This is a genomic window from Sedimentimonas flavescens, assembly GCF_025154035.1.
In the GTDB taxonomy this organism is placed as follows: Bacteria; Pseudomonadota; Alphaproteobacteria; order Rhodobacterales; family Rhodobacteraceae; genus Rhodobacter; species Rhodobacter flavescens.
Genome location: NZ_JAOALJ010000003.1, coordinates 13,626 through 34,382, shown reverse-complemented (window position 1 = coordinate 34,382; position 20,757 = coordinate 13,626). Strand labels below are relative to the sequence as shown.

Here is a 20,757-nt window from a genome sequence, read left to right as displayed (position 1 = left end):
CGTGCGTTTTTAGTATTTTCCACAGAGTCGAGGTGGCACTGCGGAAGATCTGTCCAGACTCTGGATAAGTTCTGAAGAACCCTGTAATCCACATGACCCACAGGGCCTACATCCATCATCATCTTTTCTTTTATAAAGAATCTTATTTAGAAGTAGCCTGCGGCAAGCGAGGGACCCATGACCGACATCCTGTCCGACTACTACCTTTGGGTGAAAAGCTTTCACGTGATGTCCGTGCTCGCCTGGATGGCCGGGCTGTTCTACCTGCCAAGGCTTTACGTCTATCATGTCGAGGGGCTGAAAAAGCAGGGCGTGGTGCGGGACTCGGACATGGACCTGCTGTTCCGCCATCAGGAGCGGCTGCTGCTCAAGGCGATCATGAACCCCTCGCTGATCGCGAGCTGGCTTTTCGGCCTGATGCTGGTCTTCACGCCTGGGATCGTCGATTGGGGCAGCGTCTGGCCCTGGACCAAGGCGGCCTCGATCCTGGGCATGACATGGTTCCATATGTGGTGCGCGCGGCAGCGCAAGGCGCTGGCCGATGGCTCAAACACGCTCAGCGGCCGCCAGTACCGCATGATGAACGAGGTTCCGACGCTGTTCATGGTGGTCATCGTCATCTCGGTGATCGTGAAATTCTGAGCATTCGTTGACTCAACGGGCCCGAGCGCGTAAATGCGGGGCAAGCCCCGGCCGTCCGGCCGATCGGTTCTTCGGAATATTTCTCTGATTTGCGCGCCGGCCCCGCCGGTGCTGGCACCGTTACAAGGTGGGATTCCCCATGAGCACTGAACGCTTGAACCTCTCTGACCTGAAGGCCAAGAGCCCGAAGGACCTGCTGGCCATGGCCGAGGAATGGGAGATCGAAAACGCCTCGACCATGCGCAAGGGCGAGATGATGTTCTCGATCCTGAAAGAACATGCCGAGGACGATATCGTGATCGGCGGCGATGGCGTGCTTGAAGTGCTTCAGGACGGCTTCGGCTTCCTGCGCTCGCCCGAGGCGAACTACCTGCCCGGCCCCGATGACATCTATGTCTCGCCCGAGATGATCCGTCATTTCAGCCTGCGCACCGGGGATACGGTCGAGGGCATCATCCGCGCCCCCGGCGAGAATGAGCGTTACTTCGCCCTTACCGGCGTCGAGCAGATCAACTTCGAAGACCCGGAGCGCGCGCGCCACAAAGTCGCCTTCGACAACCTCACGCCGCTCTATCCCGATGAGCGCCTGAAGATGGAAATCGAGGATCCGACGATCAAGGATCGCTCGGCCCGGATCATCGACCTGGTGGCCCCGATCGGGAAGGGGCAGCGTTCGCTGATCGTGGCGCCGCCGCGCACCGGTAAGACGGTGCTGCTGCAAAACATCGCCCACTCGATCGAGAAGAACCACCCCGAGTGCTACCTGATCGTTCTGCTGATCGACGAACGCCCCGAAGAAGTTACCGACATGCAGCGCTCGGTGAAGGGCGAGGTGATCTCGTCGACCTTCGACGAACCGGCGACGCGCCACGTGGCCGTGGCCGAGATGGTCATCGAGAAAGCCAAGCGTCTGGTCGAACATAAACGAGATGTTGTGATCCTGCTCGACTCGATCACAAGACTTGGTCGTGCCTATAACACTGTCGTGCCGAGCTCGGGCAAGGTTCTGACCGGTGGTGTGGACGCCAACGCCCTGCAGCGCCCCAAGCGTTTCTTCGGTGCGGCGCGGAATATCGAAGAGGGCGGCTCGCTCACCATTATCGCCACCGCGCTGATCGACACCGGCTCGCGCATGGACGAGGTGATCTTCGAAGAATTCAAGGGCACGGGTAACTCGGAGATCGTGCTCGACCGCAAGGTGGCCGACAAGCGCGTCTTCCCGGCGATGGATATCCTCAAGTCCGGCACGCGCAAGGAAGACCTGCTGGTCGATCAGAAGGATCTGCAGAAGACCTACCTGCTGCGCCGCATCCTCAACCCGATGGGCACCACGGATGCGATCGAGTTCCTGATTTCGAAGCTCAAGCAGACCAAGACCAACGGCGAATTCTTCGAGTCGATGAACGGCTGACGCCCGGAGGGGCTCATGGACACGATCTTTGCTCTGGCCACCGCCCGCGGCAAGGCGGGGGTGGCGGTCATTCGCATTTCGGGCCCGCGTGCCTGGATCGCGGCCGAAGCGCTGGCGGGCAGCCTGCCAGAGCCGCGCGTGGCCGGGTTGCGTCGGTTGCGGCTGGGGGCCGAGGACCTCGATGAGGCGGTTGTGCTGTGCTTCCAGGCTGGCGCGAGCTTTACCGGCGAGGACGTGGCCGAGCTGCATATCCACGGCGCCATTGCCACCGTCGCGGCGGTCTTGCAGGCGCTTGGCCGGATCGACGGGCTGCGACTGGCCGAGCCCGGTGAATTCACCCGCCGCGCACTGGAAAACGGGCGGCTGGATCTGGCGCAGGTCGAAGGGCTTGCCGACCTGATCGACGCCGAGACCGAAGCGCAACGCAAGCAGGCACTGCGGGTTCTGTCGGGCGCCGTGGGGCAGGTTGTCGATCAATGGCGCTCCAAACTGGTGCGCGCCGCCGCGCTGATCGAGGCGACCATCGACTTTGCCGATGAAGAGGTGCCGGTCGATGTTTCGCCCGAAGTGCTCGATCTGATCGGGGGCGTTGCGCAGGACATTCGCCGCGAGTTGGGGCGGCTTTCGGCGGCAGAACGCATTCGTGAGGGGTTCGAGGTTGCCATCGTCGGCAATCCGAACGCGGGCAAATCCACGCTTTTGAATGCGCTGGCGGGGCGGGAGGCGGCGATCACCTCGGAGATCGCGGGCACGACGCGCGATGTGATCGAGGTTCGGATGGATCTGGCCGGGCTGGCGGTAACGCTGCTCGATACGGCCGGGCTGCGCGAAACCGAGGATGTGGTCGAGGCCATCGGTGTGCGCCGCGCATTGGAGCGCGCCGGACAATGCGATCTGCGGATCTTTCTGCTCGATCAGGATGAAATCCCGCTGATCCAGCCGCAGGACGGTGATCTGATCGTGCACGGCAAGGCCGATCTGCATCCGGTCGAGGGGATGTCGATCTCGGGCAAGACCGGGAAGGGGTTGGATCGGCTGATTGCCGAGATCACCGCGCGGCTTTCAGAACGGGCCAGCGGCGCGGGCGTCATGTCGCGGGAACGGCATCGTGATGCGCTGATCCGCGCTATTGGGGCTTTGGAATCGGCGCAAGATGAGGTATTGCGCGGGGGCGAGCGGGCCGAGCTTGCGGCCGAAGGATTGCGGCAGGCGGCACGGGCGCTCGAATCGCTGTTGGGGCGGGTGGATGTTGAACACCTGCTTGACGAGATCTTCGCCAGCTTTTGCATCGGCAAGTAGGAGTGTTTCACGTGAAACATTTTGACGTCATCGTTGTCGGGGGCGGTCACGCCGGAACCGAGGCTGCCCACGCCGCGGCCCGCATGGGTGCGCGCACCGCACTGGTGACGCTGCGCGCGGATGCGATTGGGGTGATGTCCTGCAACCCGGCGATCGGCGGTTTGGGTAAGGGCCATCTGGTGCGCGAGATCGATGCGATGGATGGCGTCATGGGCCGCGCGGCCGATATGGCGGGCATCCAGTTTCGTCTGCTGAACCGCCGCAAGGGCCCCGCGGTGCAAGGCCCCCGGACGCAGGCTGACCGCAAGCTTTATCGTCTGGCAATGCAAGGCCTTACGGCCGAGCAGGCGAACCTTGAGGTGATCGAGGGCGAGGCCGCCAGCTTCATGACCGCGGGCGGTCGGATTGCCGGCGTGCGCCTGGCCGATGGGGCTGAGCTTCCGGCGAAAGCGGTGGTGCTGACCACCGGCACCTTCCTGCGTGGGTTGATCCATATTGGCGATCAGAAACAGCCGGGCGGTCGCATGGGCGACAAACCCTCGATCTCGCTCGCCGACAATCTGCGTGATCTGGGGATCGAGACGGGGCGCTTGAAAACCGGCACGCCACCGCGTCTGGATGGCCGCACCATCAAGTGGGAACTGTTGGATATGCAGCCGGGCGATGATGAGCCCGAGCTGTTTTCTTTCCTGCACCGCGCGCCTTTCGTAAGGCAGATTTCCTGCGGGATCACGCACACGAATGAGCAGACGCATCAGATCATCCGCGACAACCTTTCGCGCTCGGCCATGTATGGCGGGCATATCGAGGGGGTGGGGCCGCGCTATTGCCCCTCGATCGAGGACAAGATTGTGCGCTTTGCCGACAAGACCTCGCACCAGATCTTCCTGGAGCCCGAAGGGCTGGACGATCACACCGTCTATCCGAACGGGATTTCGACCTCGCTGCCCGTCGATGTGCAGGAGGATTATGTCCGCTCGATCTACGCTCTGGAGGATGTGAAGATCCTCCAGCCCGGTTACGCGATCGAATATGATTACGTCGATCCGCGCGCTCTGACGCAAAGTCTGGAGCTGCGGAGCCAGCCGGGCCTGTTCCTGGCCGGGCAGATCAACGGCACGACCGGTTATGAAGAGGCCGCCGCGCAGGGTTTGGTCGCCGGCCTGAACGCCGCGCGGGTGGCGGTAGGGCAGGAGCCTGTGCAGTTCAGCCGCACCAACAGCTATATCGGTGTCATGATCGACGATCTGACGACGCGCGGCGTGACTGAACCCTATCGCATGTTCACCTCGCGCGCCGAATTCCGCCTGTCGTTGCGGGCGGATAATGCCGACCAGCGCCTCACGGGCTTCGGCCTCGACCTTGGCTGTGTGGGTGAAACCCGCCAAGCGGCCTTCGAGAGCAAGATGGAGCAGCTGGCCTCGGGCCGCGCGCTGATGGAGGCGCTGACGCTGACGCCGCGCGAAGCGGCGGCGCACGGTTTTGCCGTCAATCAGGATGGCGCGCGGCGCAGCGCCTTTGCGCTGTTGTCCTTCCCGGATATCGCCCTGCCGGATCTGGAGCGGATTTTCCCTGATCTGTCGGCGCTGGCCCCGGAAATCTCGGCGCAGCTGGCTAAGGATGCGCTTTACGCGAATTACGTCGCGCGGCAAGAGCGCGACGTTGAGGCGATGAAGCGCGACGAGAATTGGGAGATCCCGGCGGATTTCGATTACGCAGCGATGTCCGGCCTGTCGAATGAGTTGAAGCTGAAACTGTCGCGCGCACGCCCGCAGACGCTCGGGCAGGCGGCGCGGGTGGACAGCGTGACTCCGGCCGCGCTGACGCTGATCTTGGCCAAGTTGCGCCAGATGAAGCGGATGAAAACTGCATGAACGATCCGAAGGAAGCCCGGCTGGCCGCGGTGCTCGATGTTTCACGTGAAACATTCGACCGCCTGAACGCCTATGAGGCGCTGCTGAAAAAGTGGAACCCGGCGATCAACCTGGTATCCGCGCCAACCCTCGCACAGGTGTGGGAGCGCCACTTCCTCGATTCCGCTCAGGTTTTCGCGCTGGCGATGCCGCGCGCGGGGCATTGGGTGGACCTCGGCAGCGGTGGCGGCTTTCCCGGGCTGGTGATTGCTGCAATTGCGGCGGAACTGGCGCCCGATCTGACTGTGACTCTGGTCGAAAGCGACCGGCGCAAATCGGCTTTCCTTGCCACGGTTTCGCGCGATCTCGGGCTGAACACCCAGGTAATTGCCAAGCGAATCGAAGAGGTTGAGCCCCTTGGCGCCGATTTCCTGAGCGCCCGCGCTCTGGCCTCGCTTGATGCGCTATTGGGCTTTGCCGAGCGGCACCTGCGGCCTTCCGGCACCGCTTTCTTCCCGAAGGGCGCGAAGTGGCGCGATGAGCTTGCCGAGGCCCGGAAAAGCTGGTCCATTTCCCTCAAAACCCATCCGAGCATGACCGATCCCGAAGCCGCGATTCTCGAGATCACAGGAGTTCAGCGTGTCTGATCCGACCCGTCCGCCAGGGCCGAAAATCATTGCCGTCGCGAACCAGAAGGGCGGCGTGGGCAAGACCACCACAACGATCAACCTCGCCGCCGCCCTTGCCGAGCAGGGCTTTCGCGTGTTGCTCGTCGATCTCGATCCGCAGGGGAATGCCTCGACCGGGCTTGGGATTGAGCCCGAGGATCGCAAGCACAGCACCTATGACCTGCTGCTCGACGATGCGCGGCTCAAGGATGTGATCTTGCCGACGGCGGTGGCGGGGCTGTGGATCAGCCCGGCGAACAGCGACCTGTCTTCGGCGGATATGGAGCTTGTCTCACTCGAAAAACGCAGCTTTTTGCTGCATGACGCGCTGCGCCAGCCGGATATCGACGCCTTCGCCTTCGATTACGTGCTGATCGACTGCCCGCCCTCGCTCAGCCTGCTGACGGTCAACGCGATGGTCGCCGCGCATTCGGTGCTCGTGCCGCTTCAGGCCGAATTCTTCGCGCTGGAAGGGCTTTCGCAGCTGATGCTGACGATCCGCGAAGTGCGCCAAAGCGCCAATCGTCTGCTGCGGATCGAGGGTGTTATCCTCACGATGTATGATGTTCGCAACAATCTGTCACAACAGGTTGAGGCCGATGCCCGCGCGACCCTGGGTGAGATCGTGTTCCGCACGATGATTCCGCGCAATGTGCGCGTGTCCGAAGCGCCGTCTTACGCGCTGCCGGTTTTGCAATACGATACCGCCTCGCGCGGGTCGGAGGCCTATCGCGCCCTTGCGAATGAACTGATCGCGCGTCACCTTGTGGCAGATAAGAAGGGGTGAGGATATGAGCGACAAGAAAATCGAACGCCGGGGATTGGGGCGCGGGCTGTCCGCCCTGATGGCCGACGTGAACCTGACGCGCTCCGAGCCCGAAGCCGCGCCGCGCCGCGCCGAGAACGTCATCCCGGTCGAGAGGATCGAACCCAATCCTGATCAGCCGCGCCGCGATTTCTCGCCCGAGGCGCTGGAGGAACTGGCGGCCTCGATCCGTGAAAAAGGCGTGATTCAGCCGCTTCTGGTGCGCCCGCATCCGCGCAAGCCGGGCTCTTACGAGATTATCGCCGGCGAACGCCGCTGGCGCGCGGCGCAGATGGCCCAGGTGCATGAGCTTCCGGTGGTTGTCCGCGAACTCGACGATACCGAGGTTCTTGAGGTCGCGATTATCGAGAACATCCAGCGCGCCGACCTGAACCCGTTGGAAGAGGCGCTTGGCTATCGCCAGCTGATGGACCGCTTTGGCCATACGCAGGAGAAGGTGGCCGAGGCGCTCTCGAAAAGCCGCAGCCATATCGCGAACCTGCTGCGTCTGCTGCAACTGCCCGACGAGGTGCAGGGAATGCTGCGCGAAGGGCGGCTGACGGCCGGCCATGCGCGCGCGATGATCACCGCGCCCGATCCGGTCAAGCTGGCACGCGAGGCGGTCGAGAAAGGCCTGTCTGTGCGCGAGGTGGAGCGCTTTGCCAAGCAGGACGCGCCGAAACCCGGCCGTGCCTCGGGCGGCGGTTCGGGCGCGCGAGCGCCCGAGAAAGACGCTGATACGCGGGCGCTGGAATCGGATCTCTCCGCAACACTTGGTATGCGGGTCAATATTGACCACAAGGGAGAGGAGGGCGGCCAGCTCTCGATCCAGTACCGCGATCTTGATGAGCTGGATCAGATTTGCCAGCTTCTCAGCGCATTGCGCTAAGCCCTAGCCGTTCGGACGCGTCCAGATGAACAGGGTAACGCCCGCGAGCGCGATGGTCTGAATCGTCAGAAACTTCGTCGGAAAGCCCAGAACAACCGCGAGGATCAGGCTTGCGACGATGGAGATCGTAGCGGCCCATTTGCCGCGCGCGGAAATCGCGCCCCGATCGCGCCAGTCCGCGATGGCAGGGCCGAACTTCGGGTGTTCGAGCATCCAGTCGTGCAGGCGTTCTGACGAACGCGCAAAGCAGAAGGCCGCAAGCAGCACGAAGGGAACTGTGGGCAGCAGCGGCAGGAAGACCCCCAGCAGCCCAAGCCCAAGGCTGATTGATCCCGCGATGAGCCAGAGCACACGCATCAGGGCATCAGCTCCCGAATGACGGCATTCAGGACGGCGCGGCCATCCTTGGTGACCAGAATTCGACCCTGTTCCAGCGTAATCATGCCGATTTCTTGCAAAGCAGACAGCTTGCCTGCGTCCAGATCCTGCCCGCTCAACGCGCGATAGCGCGCGGGGTCGATACCCTCGGCGAGGCGTAGGCCGAACAACAGGAACTCGATCGCCTGCTCGTCGAGGGGCAGCGCCTCGCGCAGGATCTCGCCCGAGCCGCGCTCTTCGACCAGAGACAGCCAGCGGGCGGGCATCTTCTCGGTATCGGTGGCGCGGCGCTGGCCGTTCAGCGTCAGGCGGCCATGCGCGCCGGGGCCGATACCCACATAATCGCCGTAGCGCCAGTAAATCAGATTATGGCGGCTTTCTGCGCCGGGGCGGGCGTGGTTCGAGACCTCATAAGCGGGCAGACCGGCCGCCTCGCAAATCTCCTGCGTACGCAGGTACATATCGGCGGCCTTGTCGTCATCTGGCAGGCCGCGCAGCTTTCCCGCCGCGTGGCGCAGGCCGAAGGCGGTGCCATCCTCGATCGTCAGCTGGTAAATCGAGAAGTGATCAACCGCCATGGCCAGCGCCTCGCGCAGTTCAGCCTCCCAAGCGGTCAGATCCTGATCCTGGCGGGCATAGATCAGATCGAAACTGACGCGGCCGAAGTGCTTGCGGGCGATATCGAAAGCCGCGCGTCCCTCGGCCACGCTATGCATCCGCCCGAGCCGCCGCAGATCGTCGTCATTGAGCGCCTGCATCCCCATCGAGACACGGTTGACCCCGGCCTCGGCATAGGCGCTGAAGCGGCCGGATTCGATGCTGGTGGGGTTGGCCTCCAGCGTGATTTCGACGTCATTGGCCAGCCGCCACGTCGCGCGCACCTTGTCGAGAATGTCCGAGACGAGCTGCGGCTCCATCAGCGAGGGCGTGCCGCCGCCGAAAAAGACCGAGTTCAGAACCCGGTCCCCGGTCTGCGCCCCGACGCGCTCAATCTCGGCCAAAAAGGCTCTGTTCCAGCGGTTTTGGTCGATTTCTGCGGCTACATGGCTGTTGAAATCGCAATAGGGGCATTTCGAGGCGCAAAACGGCCAGTGCAGGTACAGCCCGAACCCGCCGTTGCGCCAGTCCTCGGTCATCCCTTGAACGCCGTGACTTCGATTTCGATCTTCATCGCCGGATTCACCAGCCCTGCGATGATCATCGTGGCGGCGGGGCGGATCTCGCCGAAGGTTTCCGAAAGGGCGGGAATGATTTCTTCCATATAGGCGCCGTCGGTGATGATGTAGGTCGCCCGCACCACGTCATTGAGCGAAAAACCCGCGCCCTCAAGCACCGATTTGATCGTGGCGAGCGTGTTGCGCGCCTGATCGAGAGCGCTGTCGGGGAAGATCTTGCTGACCGGATCGGCGCCGGTGGTGCCCGCGACAAAGCACCAGTCGCCCTGAACCACCGCGCGGGAATAGCCGAGCTTGGGTTCGTAGGGCGATCCGCCCGAGATGTTCTTGCGTTGGCTCATGTCAAACCTCGAAACAGGTAATGAGTTTGCGGAAAGCGTCAGCGCGGTGGCTGATTTCGTTCTTCTTGGCCGGGTCCATCTCGGCAAAGGTGATCTCAAAGCCTTCAGGCTGGAACATCGGGTCATAGCCGTGGCCCTGCTGGCCGCGCATCGGCCAGACCAGCTGGCCCTCGGCCTTGCCCTCGAAAACCTCGTCATGACCATCGGGCCAAGCGAGAACGAGGGTCGAGCGGAAGCGCGCCGTGCGGGGAAGGGGTGCGGATTTTGCCTCGCACTCCGCCCAGGTGCGCGTCATCGCCTGAACGAAATCGCGCCCGTTCGGGGTTTCTGCCCAATCAGCGGTATAGACACCCGGCGCGCCATCCAGCGCATCGACCTCGATCCCACTGTCGTCGGACAGCGCGGGCAGGCCGGTCGCCTTGGCCGCCGCGTGGGCCTTGATCCGGGCGTTGCCAACAAAGGTCGTCTCGGTCTCGGCGGGTTCGGGCAGGTTCATCTCACCCGCGCCGACGACCTCGATGCCATAAGGCGCCAACAGGGCGCGCATCTCGTCGAGCTTGCCCTTGTTGTGCGTCGCCACCAGCAGCTTGCGGTCGGTGAACTTTCTCATGCGGCGGCGGCCTTTTGCACTGCAACCAGCGCGTCGATGCCGGCCTCGGCCAGATCCATCAGCTGGTTCATCTGATCGCGCGAGAAGGTGGCGCCCTCGGCCGACATCTGCACCTCGATCAGTTTGCGCGAACCGGTCATGATGAAGTTGCCATCGGTGCCAGCCTCGCTGTCCTCGGCATAATCCAGATCGCAGACCGGTTGACCGGCGTAAATCCCGCAGGACACCGCCGCGACGTGATCGACCAGCGGGTCCGAGGTGATCAGCCCGGCCTTCAAGAGCTTGTTCACCGCAAGGCGCAGCGCAACCCAACCCCCGGTGATCGAGGCGCAGCGCGTGCCGCCATCGGCCTGGATCACATCGCAATCGACGACAATCTGACGCTCGCCCAGGGCCACGCGATCAACGCCCGCGCGCAGCGAGCGCCCGATCAGGCGCTGGATTTCCTGCGTGCGGCCCGATTGCTTGCCCGCCGCCGCCTCGCGCCGGTTGCGCGAGTTCGTGGCGCGCGGCAGCATCCCGTATTCGGCGGTGACCCAGCCAAGGCCCGACCCCTTGAGGAAGGAGGGCGCGCGGTCCTCAATCGTGGCGGTGCACAGAACATGCGTATCGCCCACCTTGATCAGGCACGACCCTTCGGCATGTTTGGTCACGCCGGTCTCGATTGAAATCGGGCGCATTTCGCTTAAATTCCGTCCGGAGGGGCGCATGATCGGTCCTTTCGTGTGTTTCGTCCCATTTGAGGCCCCCGGCCTCGCGATGCAAGCCCCGAAGGCGTGATTGACGCGGCCCCGCAGGCAGCCTTTACTCTGCACCTATGAGCCCGCAGATGACCGAACAGACGAAACTGTTGACCGAGCTGAACGACCGCTCGCGCGAGGTGTTTCGCCGCGTGGTGGAAAGCTATCTTGAAACCGGCGATCCGGTGGGCTCGCGCAGCCTGACGCGAACGATGAGCGAGAAGCTCTCGGCGGCGACGATCCGCAACGTGATGCAGGATCTCGAGTATCTCGGCCTTCTGGGCAGCCCGCATGTCTCGGCGGGCCGGATCCCGACGCAGACGGGGCTGCGGATGTTCGTCGATGGGCTGATGGAGATCAGCGAGCCTGCCGCCTCGGACCGCGCGGCGATCGAGGCGACGGTCGGCGGCGATCCCGATGTGGGCACGCTTCTGGATCGCGTGGGCTCTGCGCTGTCGGGCATCACCCATGGCGCGAGCCTTGTGCTGACACCCAAGCACGAAGCGCCGATCCGGCATATCGAGTTCGTCTCGCTTGGTGCCGAAAGGGCACTCGTGGTGCTGGTCTTTGCCGATGGGCAGGTCGAGAACCGGGTGTTCACGCCGCCGATGGGCCAGACGCCCTCCTCGATGCGGGAGGCCGCGAACTTTCTTAATGCCATGGCCGAGGGGCGCACCCTGTCAGAGCTGCGTGAGCATATCGCGCGTCAGATCGTTCTGCGCCGGCAGGAGCTGGACCGGCTGGCCGCCGATCTGGTCGAGGCGGGGCTGGCGCAATGGGAAAACAAGGGCGAATCCTACGAGCGGCTGATCGTGCGCGGGCGTGCCAACCTGTTGGGGGATGAGCTGGACCTCGAGCGCGTGCGCAGCCTCTTTGATGACCTGGAGCGCAAGCGCGACATCGCCGAGTTCCTCGATCTGGCCGAAACCGGCGATGGTGTGCGCATTTTTATCGGTTCCGAGAACAAGCTTTTTTCACTTTCGGGTTCCTCTTTGGTCGTCTCTCCCTATATGAACGCGGATCGAAAGATCATCGGCGCGGTCGGGGTCATTGGACCCACGCGGCTCAATTACGGGCGGATCGTGCCGATCGTGGATTATACAGCGCAACTGGTCGGGCGTATGCTCTCCGGCCGGGGCAAAGGATGAGACGCATGAGCGAGAAGAAAGACGAAATGGCCGAGGATCAGGCGCAGGTCGAGGAAGTGTTCGAGGATGTCCTCGAAGAGGCCGTGGATGAGCTGGAAGCGCTGCGGGCTGAACGCGATGAGATGCGCGACCGCTTCATGCGCGCGCTGGCCGATGCGGAAAACTCGCGCAAGCGGGCCGATCGCGATCGTCGCGAGGCCGAGAATTATGGCGGATCGAAGCTGGCACGCGACATGCTGCCGGTGTTCGACGCGCTCAAGCGCGCGCTCGATGCGGCATCGGACGAGGTGCGGGTGCAGGCCGCGGCTCTGATCGAGGGCGTGGAGCTGACGCAGCGCGAGTTGCTGAACGTGTTCGGCCGCCACGGCGTGAAGGCGATCTCGCCCAAGGTCGGCGACAAGTTCGATCCGCTGCTGCACGAGGCGATGTTCGAGGCGCCGGTGCCGGGGACGGTTGCTGGCGATATCATCCAGGTGATGGATGACGGCTTCCAGCTGCATGATCGCTTGCTACGACCGGCCAAGGTCGGCGTTTCCTCAACGCCGAAGAGCTGATGGAGAGGCCGGGGGCTTTGCGCCCCCGGACCCCCGCAAGGTATTTATCCCAAGAAGAAATCAGTCCTTGAGCAGGGCGCGGAGCGCGTAGAGCGCATCCATGGCCTCGCGCGGGGTCATCTCATCTGGATGGAGCGCGCGCAGCTGTTCCTCGACCGGCGATGGGCCTTTCGCCGGGGCGGGCGGCGGGGCTGCGGCCGAGAAGAGCGGCAGATCGTCGATCATCATTTGTTTTTTTGCGCCGCCCTCGCGTTCGCCTTTTTCCAGCGCGTCGAGCACGACGCGCGCGCGGGCGACCACCGAATCCGGCAGGCCCGCAAGGCGTGCGACCTGAACGCCGTAGGAGCGGTCGGCGGCGCCCTTGCGGACCTCATGCAGGAAGATGACCTCGCCCTCCCATTCCTTGACGGTGACGGTGGCGTTTTCGACGCCATGCAGCTTGGCTGATAGTGCGGTCATCTCGTGGTAATGGGTGGCAAAAAGGGCGCGGCAACGATTGACGCCGTGCAAATGCTCCATCACCGCCCAGGCGATCGAGAGGCCGTCATAGGTGGCGGTGCCGCGGCCGATCTCGTCGAGGATGACAAGGGCGCGATCATCGGCCTGATTGAGGATGGCGGCGGTTTCGACCATTTCGACCATGAAGGTCGAGCGGCCGCGCGCGAGGTCGTCTGCGGCGCCGACGCGGCTGAAAAGTTGGCTGACAAGGCCGATATGGGCGCGGCGCGCGGGCACGAAGCTGCCCGCCTGAGCAAGAAGCGCGATGATCGCGTTTTGCCGCAGGAAGGTCGACTTACCAGCCATGTTGGGGCCGGTGAGCAGCCAGATTGCCGGGGTTTCGCCGCTGGTCAGGCCGCAATCGTTGGCGATGAAGGGCTCGCCTGCGCGTTTGAGCGAGGCCTCGACAACCGGGTGGCGGCCTCCCTCGATCTCGAAGGCGCGGGAGTTGTCCACGGTGGGTTCGACCCAGCCTTCGCCCGCCGCCAGATCGGCGAAGGCGGTAGCAAGGTCGATCTCGGCCAGTGCGCGGGAGGCTTCGCCGATCGGGCCGGAATGGGCAAGAATGGCGCCTTTGAGGCTGTCATAGAGCCGCTTTTCGATTTCGAGCGCGTGGTTCCCGGCGTTCAGGATGCGGGTTTCCAGCTCGCTCAGCGCCACGGTAGTAAAGCGGACCTGGTTCGCCGTCGTCTGTCGGTGGATGAAGCTTTCGTTGAGCGGCGGGGCCAACATTTTCTCGGCATGGGTCGCGGTGACCTCGATGAAATAGCCCAGAACGTTGTTGTGCTTGATCTTGAGGCTGGGGATGCCGGCCTGATCGCTGTATTGCGCCTGCATCCGGGCGATGACACCGCGGCCTTCGTCGCGCAATTGCCGGGTCTGGTCGAGTTCGTCGTCATAGCCCGGCGCGATGAAGCCGCCGTCACGCGCGAGCAGGGGCGGCTCGGCCACCAGCGCGGCGTCAAGCAACGCCACGAGGTCATCGTGACCGACCAACGCACTGGCCGCATCGCGCAAAAGCGCGGGCGCGTCTGAGTTTTCAAGCCGTTCGGCCAGTGTCAGTGCCTGGCCGAGCCCGTTGCGGATGGCGGCCATGTCGCGAGGGCCGCCGCGGTCCATGGCAAGGCGCGAAAGCGCGCGGTCCATATCGGGGCAGCGGCGCAGATCGGCGCGCAGATCCTGCGCAAATCGACCCTGTTCCAGCAGAAAAGAGATCGATGCATGTCGCGCGTGGATCTGATCAAGGTCGCGCGAGGGGGCAGAGATGCGACGCTCCAACAGACGCGCGCCGCCTGCGGTGACGGTGCGGTCGATGGTTGTCAAAAGCGATCCCTCGCGCCCGCCCGACAGGGCCTGCGTCAGTTCCAGGTTGCGCCGGGTGGCGGCGTCGATCTGCATGAGGCGGCCGGCATCCTCGCGCACCGGGCGGCGCAGCAAGGGCAGTTTCCCGCGTTGTGTCAGGTCGAGGTAGTCGACAATCGCGCCCATGGCGGAAACTTCGGCGCGGGTGAAGGTGCCGAAGGCCTCAAGCGAGCCCACAGCGAATAGATCGCACAGCCGCTTTTCGGCGCCCTGGCTGTCAAAGCTTGAGCGCGCCAGGGGGGTCATCGAGGCGCGCAAATCAGAGACTATTTCAGTGCAATCGGCCTCTTTTACGTCGCTGACCAGAACCTCGCGCGGGCTAAGGCGGGCAAGTTCGGGGCCGAGGCGGGTCAGCGGGCAGGGCATAACGCGGAAATCGCCGGTCGAAATATCGACCCAGGCCAGCGCGCCCTCATCGCGCACCTCGGCCCAGGCGGCGAGGAAGTTGTGGCGGCGCGCTTCGAGCAGGCTTTCCTCGGTCAGCGTGCCGGGGGTGACCAGCCGCACGACGTCGCGCTTGACCACGGATTTGGAGCCGCGCTTCTTCGCTTCGGCCGGATCTTCGAGCTGCTCGGCGATGGCGACGCGAAAGCCCTTGCGGATCAGGGTCAGCAGATAGCCCTCGGCCGCGTGCACCGGCACGCCGCACATCGGGATCTCTTCGCCCAGATGCATCCCGCGTTTGGTCAGCGCGATATCGAGCGCCGCCGCCGCCGCGACGGCATCGTCGAAGAACATCTCGTAGAAATCGCCCATCCGGTAAAACAGAAGCGCGCCGGGGTTCGCTTCGCGGATTGAGAGATACTGCGCCATCATGGGCGTGACGGTTTGGTCGGACATTCTTCCCCCTGCCTTTGCGCAGACCCTACAAAACGGCGAAAACCTCTGCAAATCCATTGAGACGTGCGGGGCAAATCGTTAAGAGAGGCGGGCCTGTAGGAGGATTGGCCCAATGTCCACCAAGAACCGTATCACGCCCGAAGAGGCGCTGGCTTATCACCTCGATCCGCGTCCGGGGAAATATGAGATCACGGCCTCGAAGCCGATGACCACCCAGCGGGATCTGAGCCTGGCCTATAGCCCCGGCGTCGCGGTTCCGGTCGAAGCCATCGCCGAGCGCCCCGAGACCGCCTATGACTACACGGTCAAGGGCAACATGGTCGCGGTTGTGTCGAACGGCACGGCGATCTTGGGGCTTGGCAACCTTGGTGCGCTGGCCTCCAAGCCGGTGATGGAGGGCAAGGCGGTTCTCTTCAAGCGCTTCGCGGATGTGAACGCGATCGATATCGAGCTTGATACCGAGAATCCCGATGAAATCATCCAGGCCGTCAAGCTGATGGGCCCGACCTTCGGCGGTATCAACCTTGAAGATATCAAGGCGCCCGAATGCTTCATCATCGAGCAGCGCCTGAAGGAAACCATGGACATCCCGGTGTTCCATGACGACCAGCACGGCACCGCTGTGATCTGCGCCGCGGGCCTGATCAACGCGCTAGAAATCTCGGGCAAGAAGATCGAGGACTGCAAGATCGTTCTGAATGGCGCGGGTGCTGCCGGCATCGCCTGTCTTGAACTGGTCAAGGCCATGGGCGCGCGGCACGACAATTGCATCATGTGCGACACCAAGGGCGTGATCTATCAGGGCCGCACCGAGGGCATGAACCAGTGGAAATCGGCCCATGCCGCCAATACCGAGGCGCGCACGCTGGAAGAGGCAATGGTGGGCGCCGACGTCTTCCTGGGCGTTTCGGCCAAGGGTGCAGTGACGCAGGATATGGTCGCCTCGATGGCCGATAACCCGGTCATTTTTGCCATGGCAAACCCCGATCCGGAGATCACCCCCGAAGAAGCCCATGAGGTGCGCGAGGATGCGATCGTCGCCACGGGCCGTTCGGATTACCCCAACCAGGTGAACAACGTTCTGGGCTTCCCCTATCTGTTCCGCGGCGCGCTCGATATCCACGCCCGCGCGATCAACGATGAGATGAAGATCGCCTGCGCCCGCGCGCTGGCCGATCTGGCGCGCGAGGATGTGCCCGACGAGGTCGCGATGGCCTATGGCCGCAAGCTCAGCTTTGGCCGCGACTACATCATTCCCACGCCCTTCGACCCGCGCCTGATCCATGTGATCCCGCCGGCGGTCGCGAAGGCGGGCATGGAGACCGGCGTTGCGCGCCGCCCGATCATCGACATGGAGGGTTATGCCCAAAGCCTCAAGGCGCGGATGGACCCGACCGCCTCGATCCTGCAAGGCATCCATGCACGCGCGCGCCAGGCGCAGGCCAAGATGATCTTTGCCGAGGGCGACGATCCGCGCGTGCTGCGCGCGGCCGTAGCCTATCAGCGCGGCGGCATGGGCCGGGCGCTGGTTGTCGGGCGCGAGCATGACGTGCGCGAAAAGCTTGAGGCCGCCGGTCTGGGCGACGCCTATCGCGAGCTGACCATCGTCAACTCGGCGAACTCGAAGCATATCGAGACCTACAAGGAATTCCTCTACAAGCGCCTGCAGCGTCGCGGCTTTGACCGGCACGATGCGCATAAGCTGGCGATGCGCGACCGGCATGTGTTTGCCGCGCTGATGCTGGCGCATGGCCACGGCGACGGGATGATCACCGGCGTGACGCGCAAGTCTGCCCATGTGCTCGAACTGATCAACAAGGTCTTCGACGCGAAGCCCTCGGACGGTGCGGTTGGGATCACGGCGCTGCTCAGCAAGGGCCGCATCGTGCTGATCGGCGATACGCTGGTGCATGAGTGGCCGAGCGAGAACGACCTGGCCGATATCGCCACCCGTGGCGCACAGGTTGCCCGCGCTCTGGGGCTTGAGCCGCGCGTGGCCTTCGTATCCTTCTCGACCTTCGGCTACCCGGTCTCCGAGCGCGCTTCGAAGATGCACGAGGCGCCGCGCATCCTGGACGCGCGCGGGGTCGATTTCGAATACGATGGCGAAATGGCGGTGGATGTGGCGCTCAACCCCGAGGCCATGGCGCAATATCCGTTCTGCCGCCTGTCGGGTCCGGCGAACGTGCTGGTGGTTCCGGCGCGGCACTCGGCCTCGATCTCGGTCAAGCTGATGCAGGAAATGGGTGGCGCGACCGTGATCGGCCCGATCCTGACCGGTGTTCCGGCGCCGTTGCAGATCTGCTCGACCGTTTCGACGGTGAACGACATCCTGAACATGGCGGTCATCGCGGCCTGTCGTCTGGGTCAGTCCAAGTAAGCGATTTCCGGGGGTTTACCGCCCCCGGCGCCCTGTGGATAGTTGCGCAAGCAACGGGAGGGCGCCATGGCGATCTACAATCTCGGCTCGATCAACGCAGATCACTTCTACCGGCTGGCGCATCTGCCCCAGCCGGGCGAAACGCTGGCTGCGCAATCTTATGCGTTGGGGCTGGGCGGCAAGGGAGCGAATCAATCCGTTGCCGCCGCGCGGGCCGGGGCCGAGGTGCGCCATATCGGTGCCGTGGGTGCAGATGGCCGCTGGATGGCCGCGCGCCTCGCCGGTCTGGGGGTGGATTGCGGCGCGGTTTTCGAACTGGCGGAGCCCTCGGGCCATGCGATCATTCAGGTCGATGAAGCGGGCGAGAACGCGATCGTTCTTTACCCGGGCGCGAACCGGGCGATCGCGGGCGAAGATGTGCGCCGCGCGCTGGCTGGCGCAGGCCCCGAGGACTGGCTGATCTTGCAAAACGAAACCTCGGCGCAGGTCGAAGCGGCCCGTTTTGCGCAGGAACAGGGTCTGTTTGTGGTCTATTCCGCAGCTCCGTTCGAGGCCGAGGCCGCGCATGCCGTGATGCGCTATGTCTCGCTTCTGATCCTCAATGAGGTCGAGGCCGGGCAACTTTGTTCGGCGCTGGGTGTGACGCTGGCCGATCTGCCCGTGCCGCATGTTCTGGTCACGCTCGGCTCGCGCGGTGCGGTCTGGCACGATCTGGGCGCGGGGGCCGAGGTGCGCGTGCCCGCCTTCCCGGTCAAGCCGGTCGATACCACGGCGGCGGGGGATACGTTTGCGGGCTATCTTGTCGCCGGACTGGCAGAGGGGCTATCGCCTGCCGCCGCGATGCGCCTTGCCGCCGGGGCTGCGGCGCTGAAAGTGACACGGGCAGGAACGGCCGATGCCATTCCCGCCCGCGATGAGGTTAACGCGTTCCTGGCCGCTCAGCCGAGCGAATAGCCCGTTCCGCGGACGGTGCGCACCGGATCCGAGCCACCAAAGGCCATCAGCGCCTTGCGCAGACGCCCGACATGCACGTCGATCGTGCGGGTATCGACATAGATATCGCGGCCCCAGACCCGGTCGAGCAGCTGATCGCGCGTCCAGACCCGGCCCGGTTTTTCCATCAAGGTGGACAGCAGGCGGAACTCGGTCGGCCCGAGTTTCAACTGCTGGCCGTCACGAAACACCCGATGTTCGGCCGCATCGAGCAAAATATCCTCGAATTGCAGTCTTTCGCCCATCGTGGCCGGTCGCGTTCGACGTAGCTGAGTGCGCAAACGCGCCATCAGCTCGACCACAGAGTAAGGCTTGACGACATAATCATCCGCCCCGGTTTCGAGGCCGCGCACCCGATCCGCCTCTTCCGAGCGGGCCGAGAGCATGATGATCGGAATCGAGCGCGTTTCCGGGTTGGCCTTGACCCGTCGGCAGATCTCGATGCCGCTGACATTGGGTAGCATCCAGTCCAGAACGATCAGGTCGGGCTTTTCTTCACGCACCATCAAGAGCGCCTCGTCCCCGTTCACCGCCATGGCGACGCGGAAGCCTTCGGCCTCAAGGTTGTACTGCAGAACTTCACGCTGGGCCGATTCATCCTCGACCACCAGCACGCAGGGCTGTTGGGCGGGGCTCATGGCTTAACCCTCCGCTGCATTGAAATCGCTCACGCTCTCGGTTTTCGGGCGCGATTCCTCGGGCAACTGGCCGGTGACCAGATAGATCACCTGCTCGGCGATGGCGGTGGCGTGGTCGCCCATGCGCTCGATGTTCTTGGCGATGAAGTGCAGGTGCATGCAGGCGGTGATGTTGCGCGGATCTTCCAGCATGTAGGTCAGGAATTCGCGGAACAGCGCATTGTACATCTGGTCCACCTCGACGTCGCGGGCGCGCACGTCGGCGGCAAGGGCGGCGTCGCGCTGGATGTAGCTGTCGATCGCGTCCTTGAGCATCGTTTCGACCGCCTGGGCCATGCGCCGGATCGCGCCGGTCGAGCCGTTGATCGCGGGCGTCGCCATGACCACCTTGGCGCGTTTGGCGGTATTCTTTGCATGATCGCCGACGCGTTCGAGATTGCCGGCAATCTTGATGACCGTCAGCGCCACGCGCAGATCGCTTGCCGCAGGTGCGCGCAACGCGATCAGGCGTGCAGCATCGACGTTGATGCGTTCTTCAAGCTCGTCGATGGCCTTGTCGCGTTGGCGCACGGCTTCGGCCAGTTCCTCGTCGCGGGTTTCGAGCGCGAGCGCCGAATCAAGGATTTGCGCCTCGACCATGCCGCCCATCTTGACGACAGAGGCCTGAACCGATTCGAGGTCGCGGTCGAAGGCGGTAAGAATATGTTGGCTCATCGTCGTCTCCCGTCAGCCGATCCGGCCGGTGATGTAGCTTTCAGTGCGCGGATCTTTCGGATTGGTGAAGATCTGCGTGGTATCGCCAAGTTCCACCAGGTTGCCGAGATGGAAGAAGGCGGTGCGCTGGCTGACGCGTGCGGCCTGCTGCATCGAGTGGGTCACGATCACCACCGAGAAATTCCCGCGCAGCTCATCGATCAGTTCCTCGACCTGGGCCGTCGCGATCGGGTCGAGCGCCGAGCAGGGTTCGTCCATCAAGAGAACCTCGGGCGAGGTCGCCACTGCGCGGGCGATGCACAGGCGTTGCTGCTGGCCGCCCGAAAGCCCGGTGCCGGGCGAATCGAGACGGTCTTTGACCTCGTTCCAGAGCGCGGCCTTGCGCAGGCTCGATTCCACCACCTCGTCGAGTTCCGCCTTGTTGCGGGTCAGGCCGTGGATCTTCGGGCCGTAGGCCACGTTGTCGTAGATCGACTTGGGGAAGGGGTTGGGCTTTTGGAACACCATGCCGACCTTGGCGCGCAGTTGCACCGGATCGACCTTCTTGTCGTAGATATCCTCGCCATCGAGCAGGATGTCGCCCTCGACGCGACAGACGTCGATCGTGTCGTTCATCCGGTTGAGGCAACGCAGGAAGGTTGATTTCCCGCAGCCCGAGGGGCCGATGAAGGCCGTCACGGTCTTGTCGAGAATGTCGATGTTGACGTCCTTGATCGCGTGGGAGGTGCCGTAATAGACCTGCACGTCGCGGGCGGCGAACTTGATTTCAGTGGCCTCCAAGGCTCTCTCCGTCAGTGTCATGTCGTTCATGTCCGTGTT

20 protein-coding genes are annotated in these 20,757 nt (G+C 63.8%); 11 read left to right on the top strand and 9 right to left on the bottom strand.

Going from position 1 to position 20,757, the window contains the following annotated elements:
• Window positions 1-177: 177 nt before the first annotated feature.
• The 7 genes from N3C64_RS06740 (at window position 178) to N3C64_RS06710 (ending at window position 7,567) form a co-directional block, all read left to right on the top strand.
• A complete protein-coding gene (locus N3C64_RS06740; RefSeq protein WP_260013225.1) occupies window positions 178-642 on the top strand; it encodes a CopD family protein in 465 nt (154 codons plus the stop codon).
• 139 nt (window positions 643-781) lie between these two features.
• Window positions 782-2,053: a transcription termination factor Rho gene (gene rho / locus N3C64_RS06735; RefSeq protein WP_218630162.1), complete on the top strand. Its 1,272-nt coding sequence runs from the start codon at window positions 782-784 to the stop codon at window positions 2,051-2,053.
• 15 nt (window positions 2,054-2,068) lie between these two features.
• Window positions 2,069-3,352 (top strand): tRNA uridine-5-carboxymethylaminomethyl(34) synthesis GTPase MnmE, encoded by a 1,284-nt coding sequence (gene mnmE / locus N3C64_RS06730; RefSeq protein ID WP_260013222.1) that lies wholly within the window; start codon window positions 2,069-2,071, stop codon window positions 3,350-3,352.
• A gap of 11 nt (window positions 3,353-3,363) precedes the next feature.
• Window positions 3,364-5,226, top strand: coding sequence for a tRNA uridine-5-carboxymethylaminomethyl(34) synthesis enzyme MnmG (gene mnmG / locus N3C64_RS06725; protein WP_260013218.1), 1,863 nt, complete (start codon window positions 3,364-3,366; stop codon window positions 5,224-5,226).
• Window positions 5,223-5,852, top strand: a complete 630-nt coding sequence (gene rsmG / locus N3C64_RS06720) for a 16S rRNA (guanine(527)-N(7))-methyltransferase RsmG (RefSeq protein ID WP_260013215.1) — start codon at window positions 5,223-5,225, stop codon at window positions 5,850-5,852. Before mnmG ends, rsmG begins: the two co-directional genes overlap by 4 nt.
• A complete protein-coding gene (locus N3C64_RS06715) occupies window positions 5,845-6,660 on the top strand; it encodes a ParA family protein (RefSeq protein WP_218630166.1) in 816 nt (271 codons plus the stop codon). Before rsmG ends, N3C64_RS06715 begins: the two co-directional genes overlap by 8 nt.
• 4 nt (window positions 6,661-6,664) lie before the next feature.
• Window positions 6,665-7,567, top strand: coding sequence for a ParB/RepB/Spo0J family partition protein (locus N3C64_RS06710; RefSeq protein WP_260013209.1), 903 nt, complete (start codon window positions 6,665-6,667; stop codon window positions 7,565-7,567).
• A gap of 3 nt (window positions 7,568-7,570) precedes the next feature.
• Here N3C64_RS06710 and N3C64_RS06705 read toward each other — a convergent pair whose 3' ends face one another.
• The 5 genes from N3C64_RS06705 to rph are packed head-to-tail and all read right to left on the bottom strand — an operon-like array spanning window position 7,571 to window position 10,781.
• Window positions 7,571-7,924 carry a YbaN family protein gene (locus N3C64_RS06705; protein WP_260013203.1) on the bottom strand — a complete coding sequence of 118 codons (354 nt, stop codon included), beginning with the start codon at window positions 7,922-7,924 and terminating at the stop codon, window positions 7,571-7,573.
• Complete coding sequence (gene hemW / locus N3C64_RS06700; RefSeq protein ID WP_260013186.1) at window positions 7,924-9,081, bottom strand: radical SAM family heme chaperone HemW; 1,158 nt, start codon at window positions 9,079-9,081, stop codon at window positions 7,924-7,926. The genes N3C64_RS06705 and hemW overlap by 1 nt, the downstream gene beginning before the upstream one ends.
• Window positions 9,078-9,461 (bottom strand): RidA family protein, encoded by a 384-nt coding sequence (locus N3C64_RS06695; RefSeq protein WP_260013184.1) that lies wholly within the window; start codon window positions 9,459-9,461, stop codon window positions 9,078-9,080. Before N3C64_RS06695 ends, hemW begins: the two co-directional genes overlap by 4 nt.
• A 1-nt stretch (window position 9,462) precedes the next feature.
• On the bottom strand, window positions 9,463-10,071 hold the full coding sequence (gene rdgB / locus N3C64_RS06690) for an RdgB/HAM1 family non-canonical purine NTP pyrophosphatase (protein WP_260013181.1): 609 nt from the start codon (window positions 10,069-10,071) through the stop codon (window positions 9,463-9,465).
• The gene (rph, locus tag N3C64_RS06685) at window positions 10,068-10,781 is read right to left on the bottom strand and encodes a ribonuclease PH (RefSeq protein ID WP_260013177.1); all 714 of its coding nucleotides are present in this window, start codon (window positions 10,779-10,781) and stop codon (window positions 10,068-10,070) included. The genes rdgB and rph overlap by 4 nt, the downstream gene beginning before the upstream one ends.
• 119 nt (window positions 10,782-10,900) lie before the next feature.
• On the opposite strand from rph, the gene hrcA reads away from it, so the two are divergent.
• Together hrcA and N3C64_RS06675 are read left to right on the top strand one after the other, a co-directional pair.
• Window positions 10,901-11,959: a heat-inducible transcriptional repressor HrcA gene (hrcA, locus tag N3C64_RS06680; protein ID WP_218630173.1), complete on the top strand. Its 1,059-nt coding sequence runs from the start codon at window positions 10,901-10,903 to the stop codon at window positions 11,957-11,959.
• A gap of 5 nt (window positions 11,960-11,964) precedes the next feature.
• A complete protein-coding gene (locus N3C64_RS06675; protein WP_260013168.1) occupies window positions 11,965-12,513 on the top strand; it encodes a nucleotide exchange factor GrpE in 549 nt (182 codons plus the stop codon).
• A gap of 60 nt (window positions 12,514-12,573) precedes the next feature.
• Here N3C64_RS06675 and mutS read toward each other — a convergent pair whose 3' ends face one another.
• Window positions 12,574-15,213 carry a DNA mismatch repair protein MutS gene (gene mutS, locus N3C64_RS06670; RefSeq protein ID WP_260013164.1) on the bottom strand — a complete coding sequence of 880 codons (2,640 nt, stop codon included), beginning with the start codon at window positions 15,211-15,213 and terminating at the stop codon, window positions 12,574-12,576.
• Window positions 15,214-15,325: 112 nt separating this feature from the next.
• Between mutS and N3C64_RS06665 the strand changes: the two genes are divergently transcribed.
• Complete coding sequence (locus tag N3C64_RS06665; protein WP_260013161.1) at window positions 15,326-17,593, top strand: NADP-dependent malic enzyme; 2,268 nt, start codon at window positions 15,326-15,328, stop codon at window positions 17,591-17,593.
• A gap of 66 nt (window positions 17,594-17,659) precedes the next feature.
• Complete coding sequence (locus tag N3C64_RS06660) at window positions 17,660-18,547, top strand: ribokinase (protein WP_260013158.1); 888 nt, start codon at window positions 17,660-17,662, stop codon at window positions 18,545-18,547.
• Here the strand turns inward: N3C64_RS06660 and phoB are convergent.
• The 3 genes from phoB to pstB are packed head-to-tail and all read right to left on the bottom strand — an operon-like array spanning window position 18,532 to window position 20,748.
• Entirely contained in the window at window positions 18,532-19,224 is a 693-nt protein-coding gene (phoB, locus tag N3C64_RS06655) for a phosphate regulon transcriptional regulator PhoB (RefSeq protein ID WP_218630178.1), read from the bottom strand. The genes N3C64_RS06660 and phoB overlap by 16 nt on opposite strands.
• A 3-nt stretch (window positions 19,225-19,227) precedes the next feature.
• The gene (gene phoU / locus N3C64_RS06650) at window positions 19,228-19,938 is read right to left on the bottom strand and encodes a phosphate signaling complex protein PhoU (protein WP_260013155.1); all 711 of its coding nucleotides are present in this window, start codon (window positions 19,936-19,938) and stop codon (window positions 19,228-19,230) included.
• Window positions 19,939-19,950: 12 nt separating this feature from the next.
• Complete coding sequence (gene pstB, locus N3C64_RS06645; RefSeq protein ID WP_218630180.1) at window positions 19,951-20,748, bottom strand: phosphate ABC transporter ATP-binding protein PstB; 798 nt, start codon at window positions 20,746-20,748, stop codon at window positions 19,951-19,953.
• Window positions 20,749-20,757 lie beyond the last annotated feature (9 nt).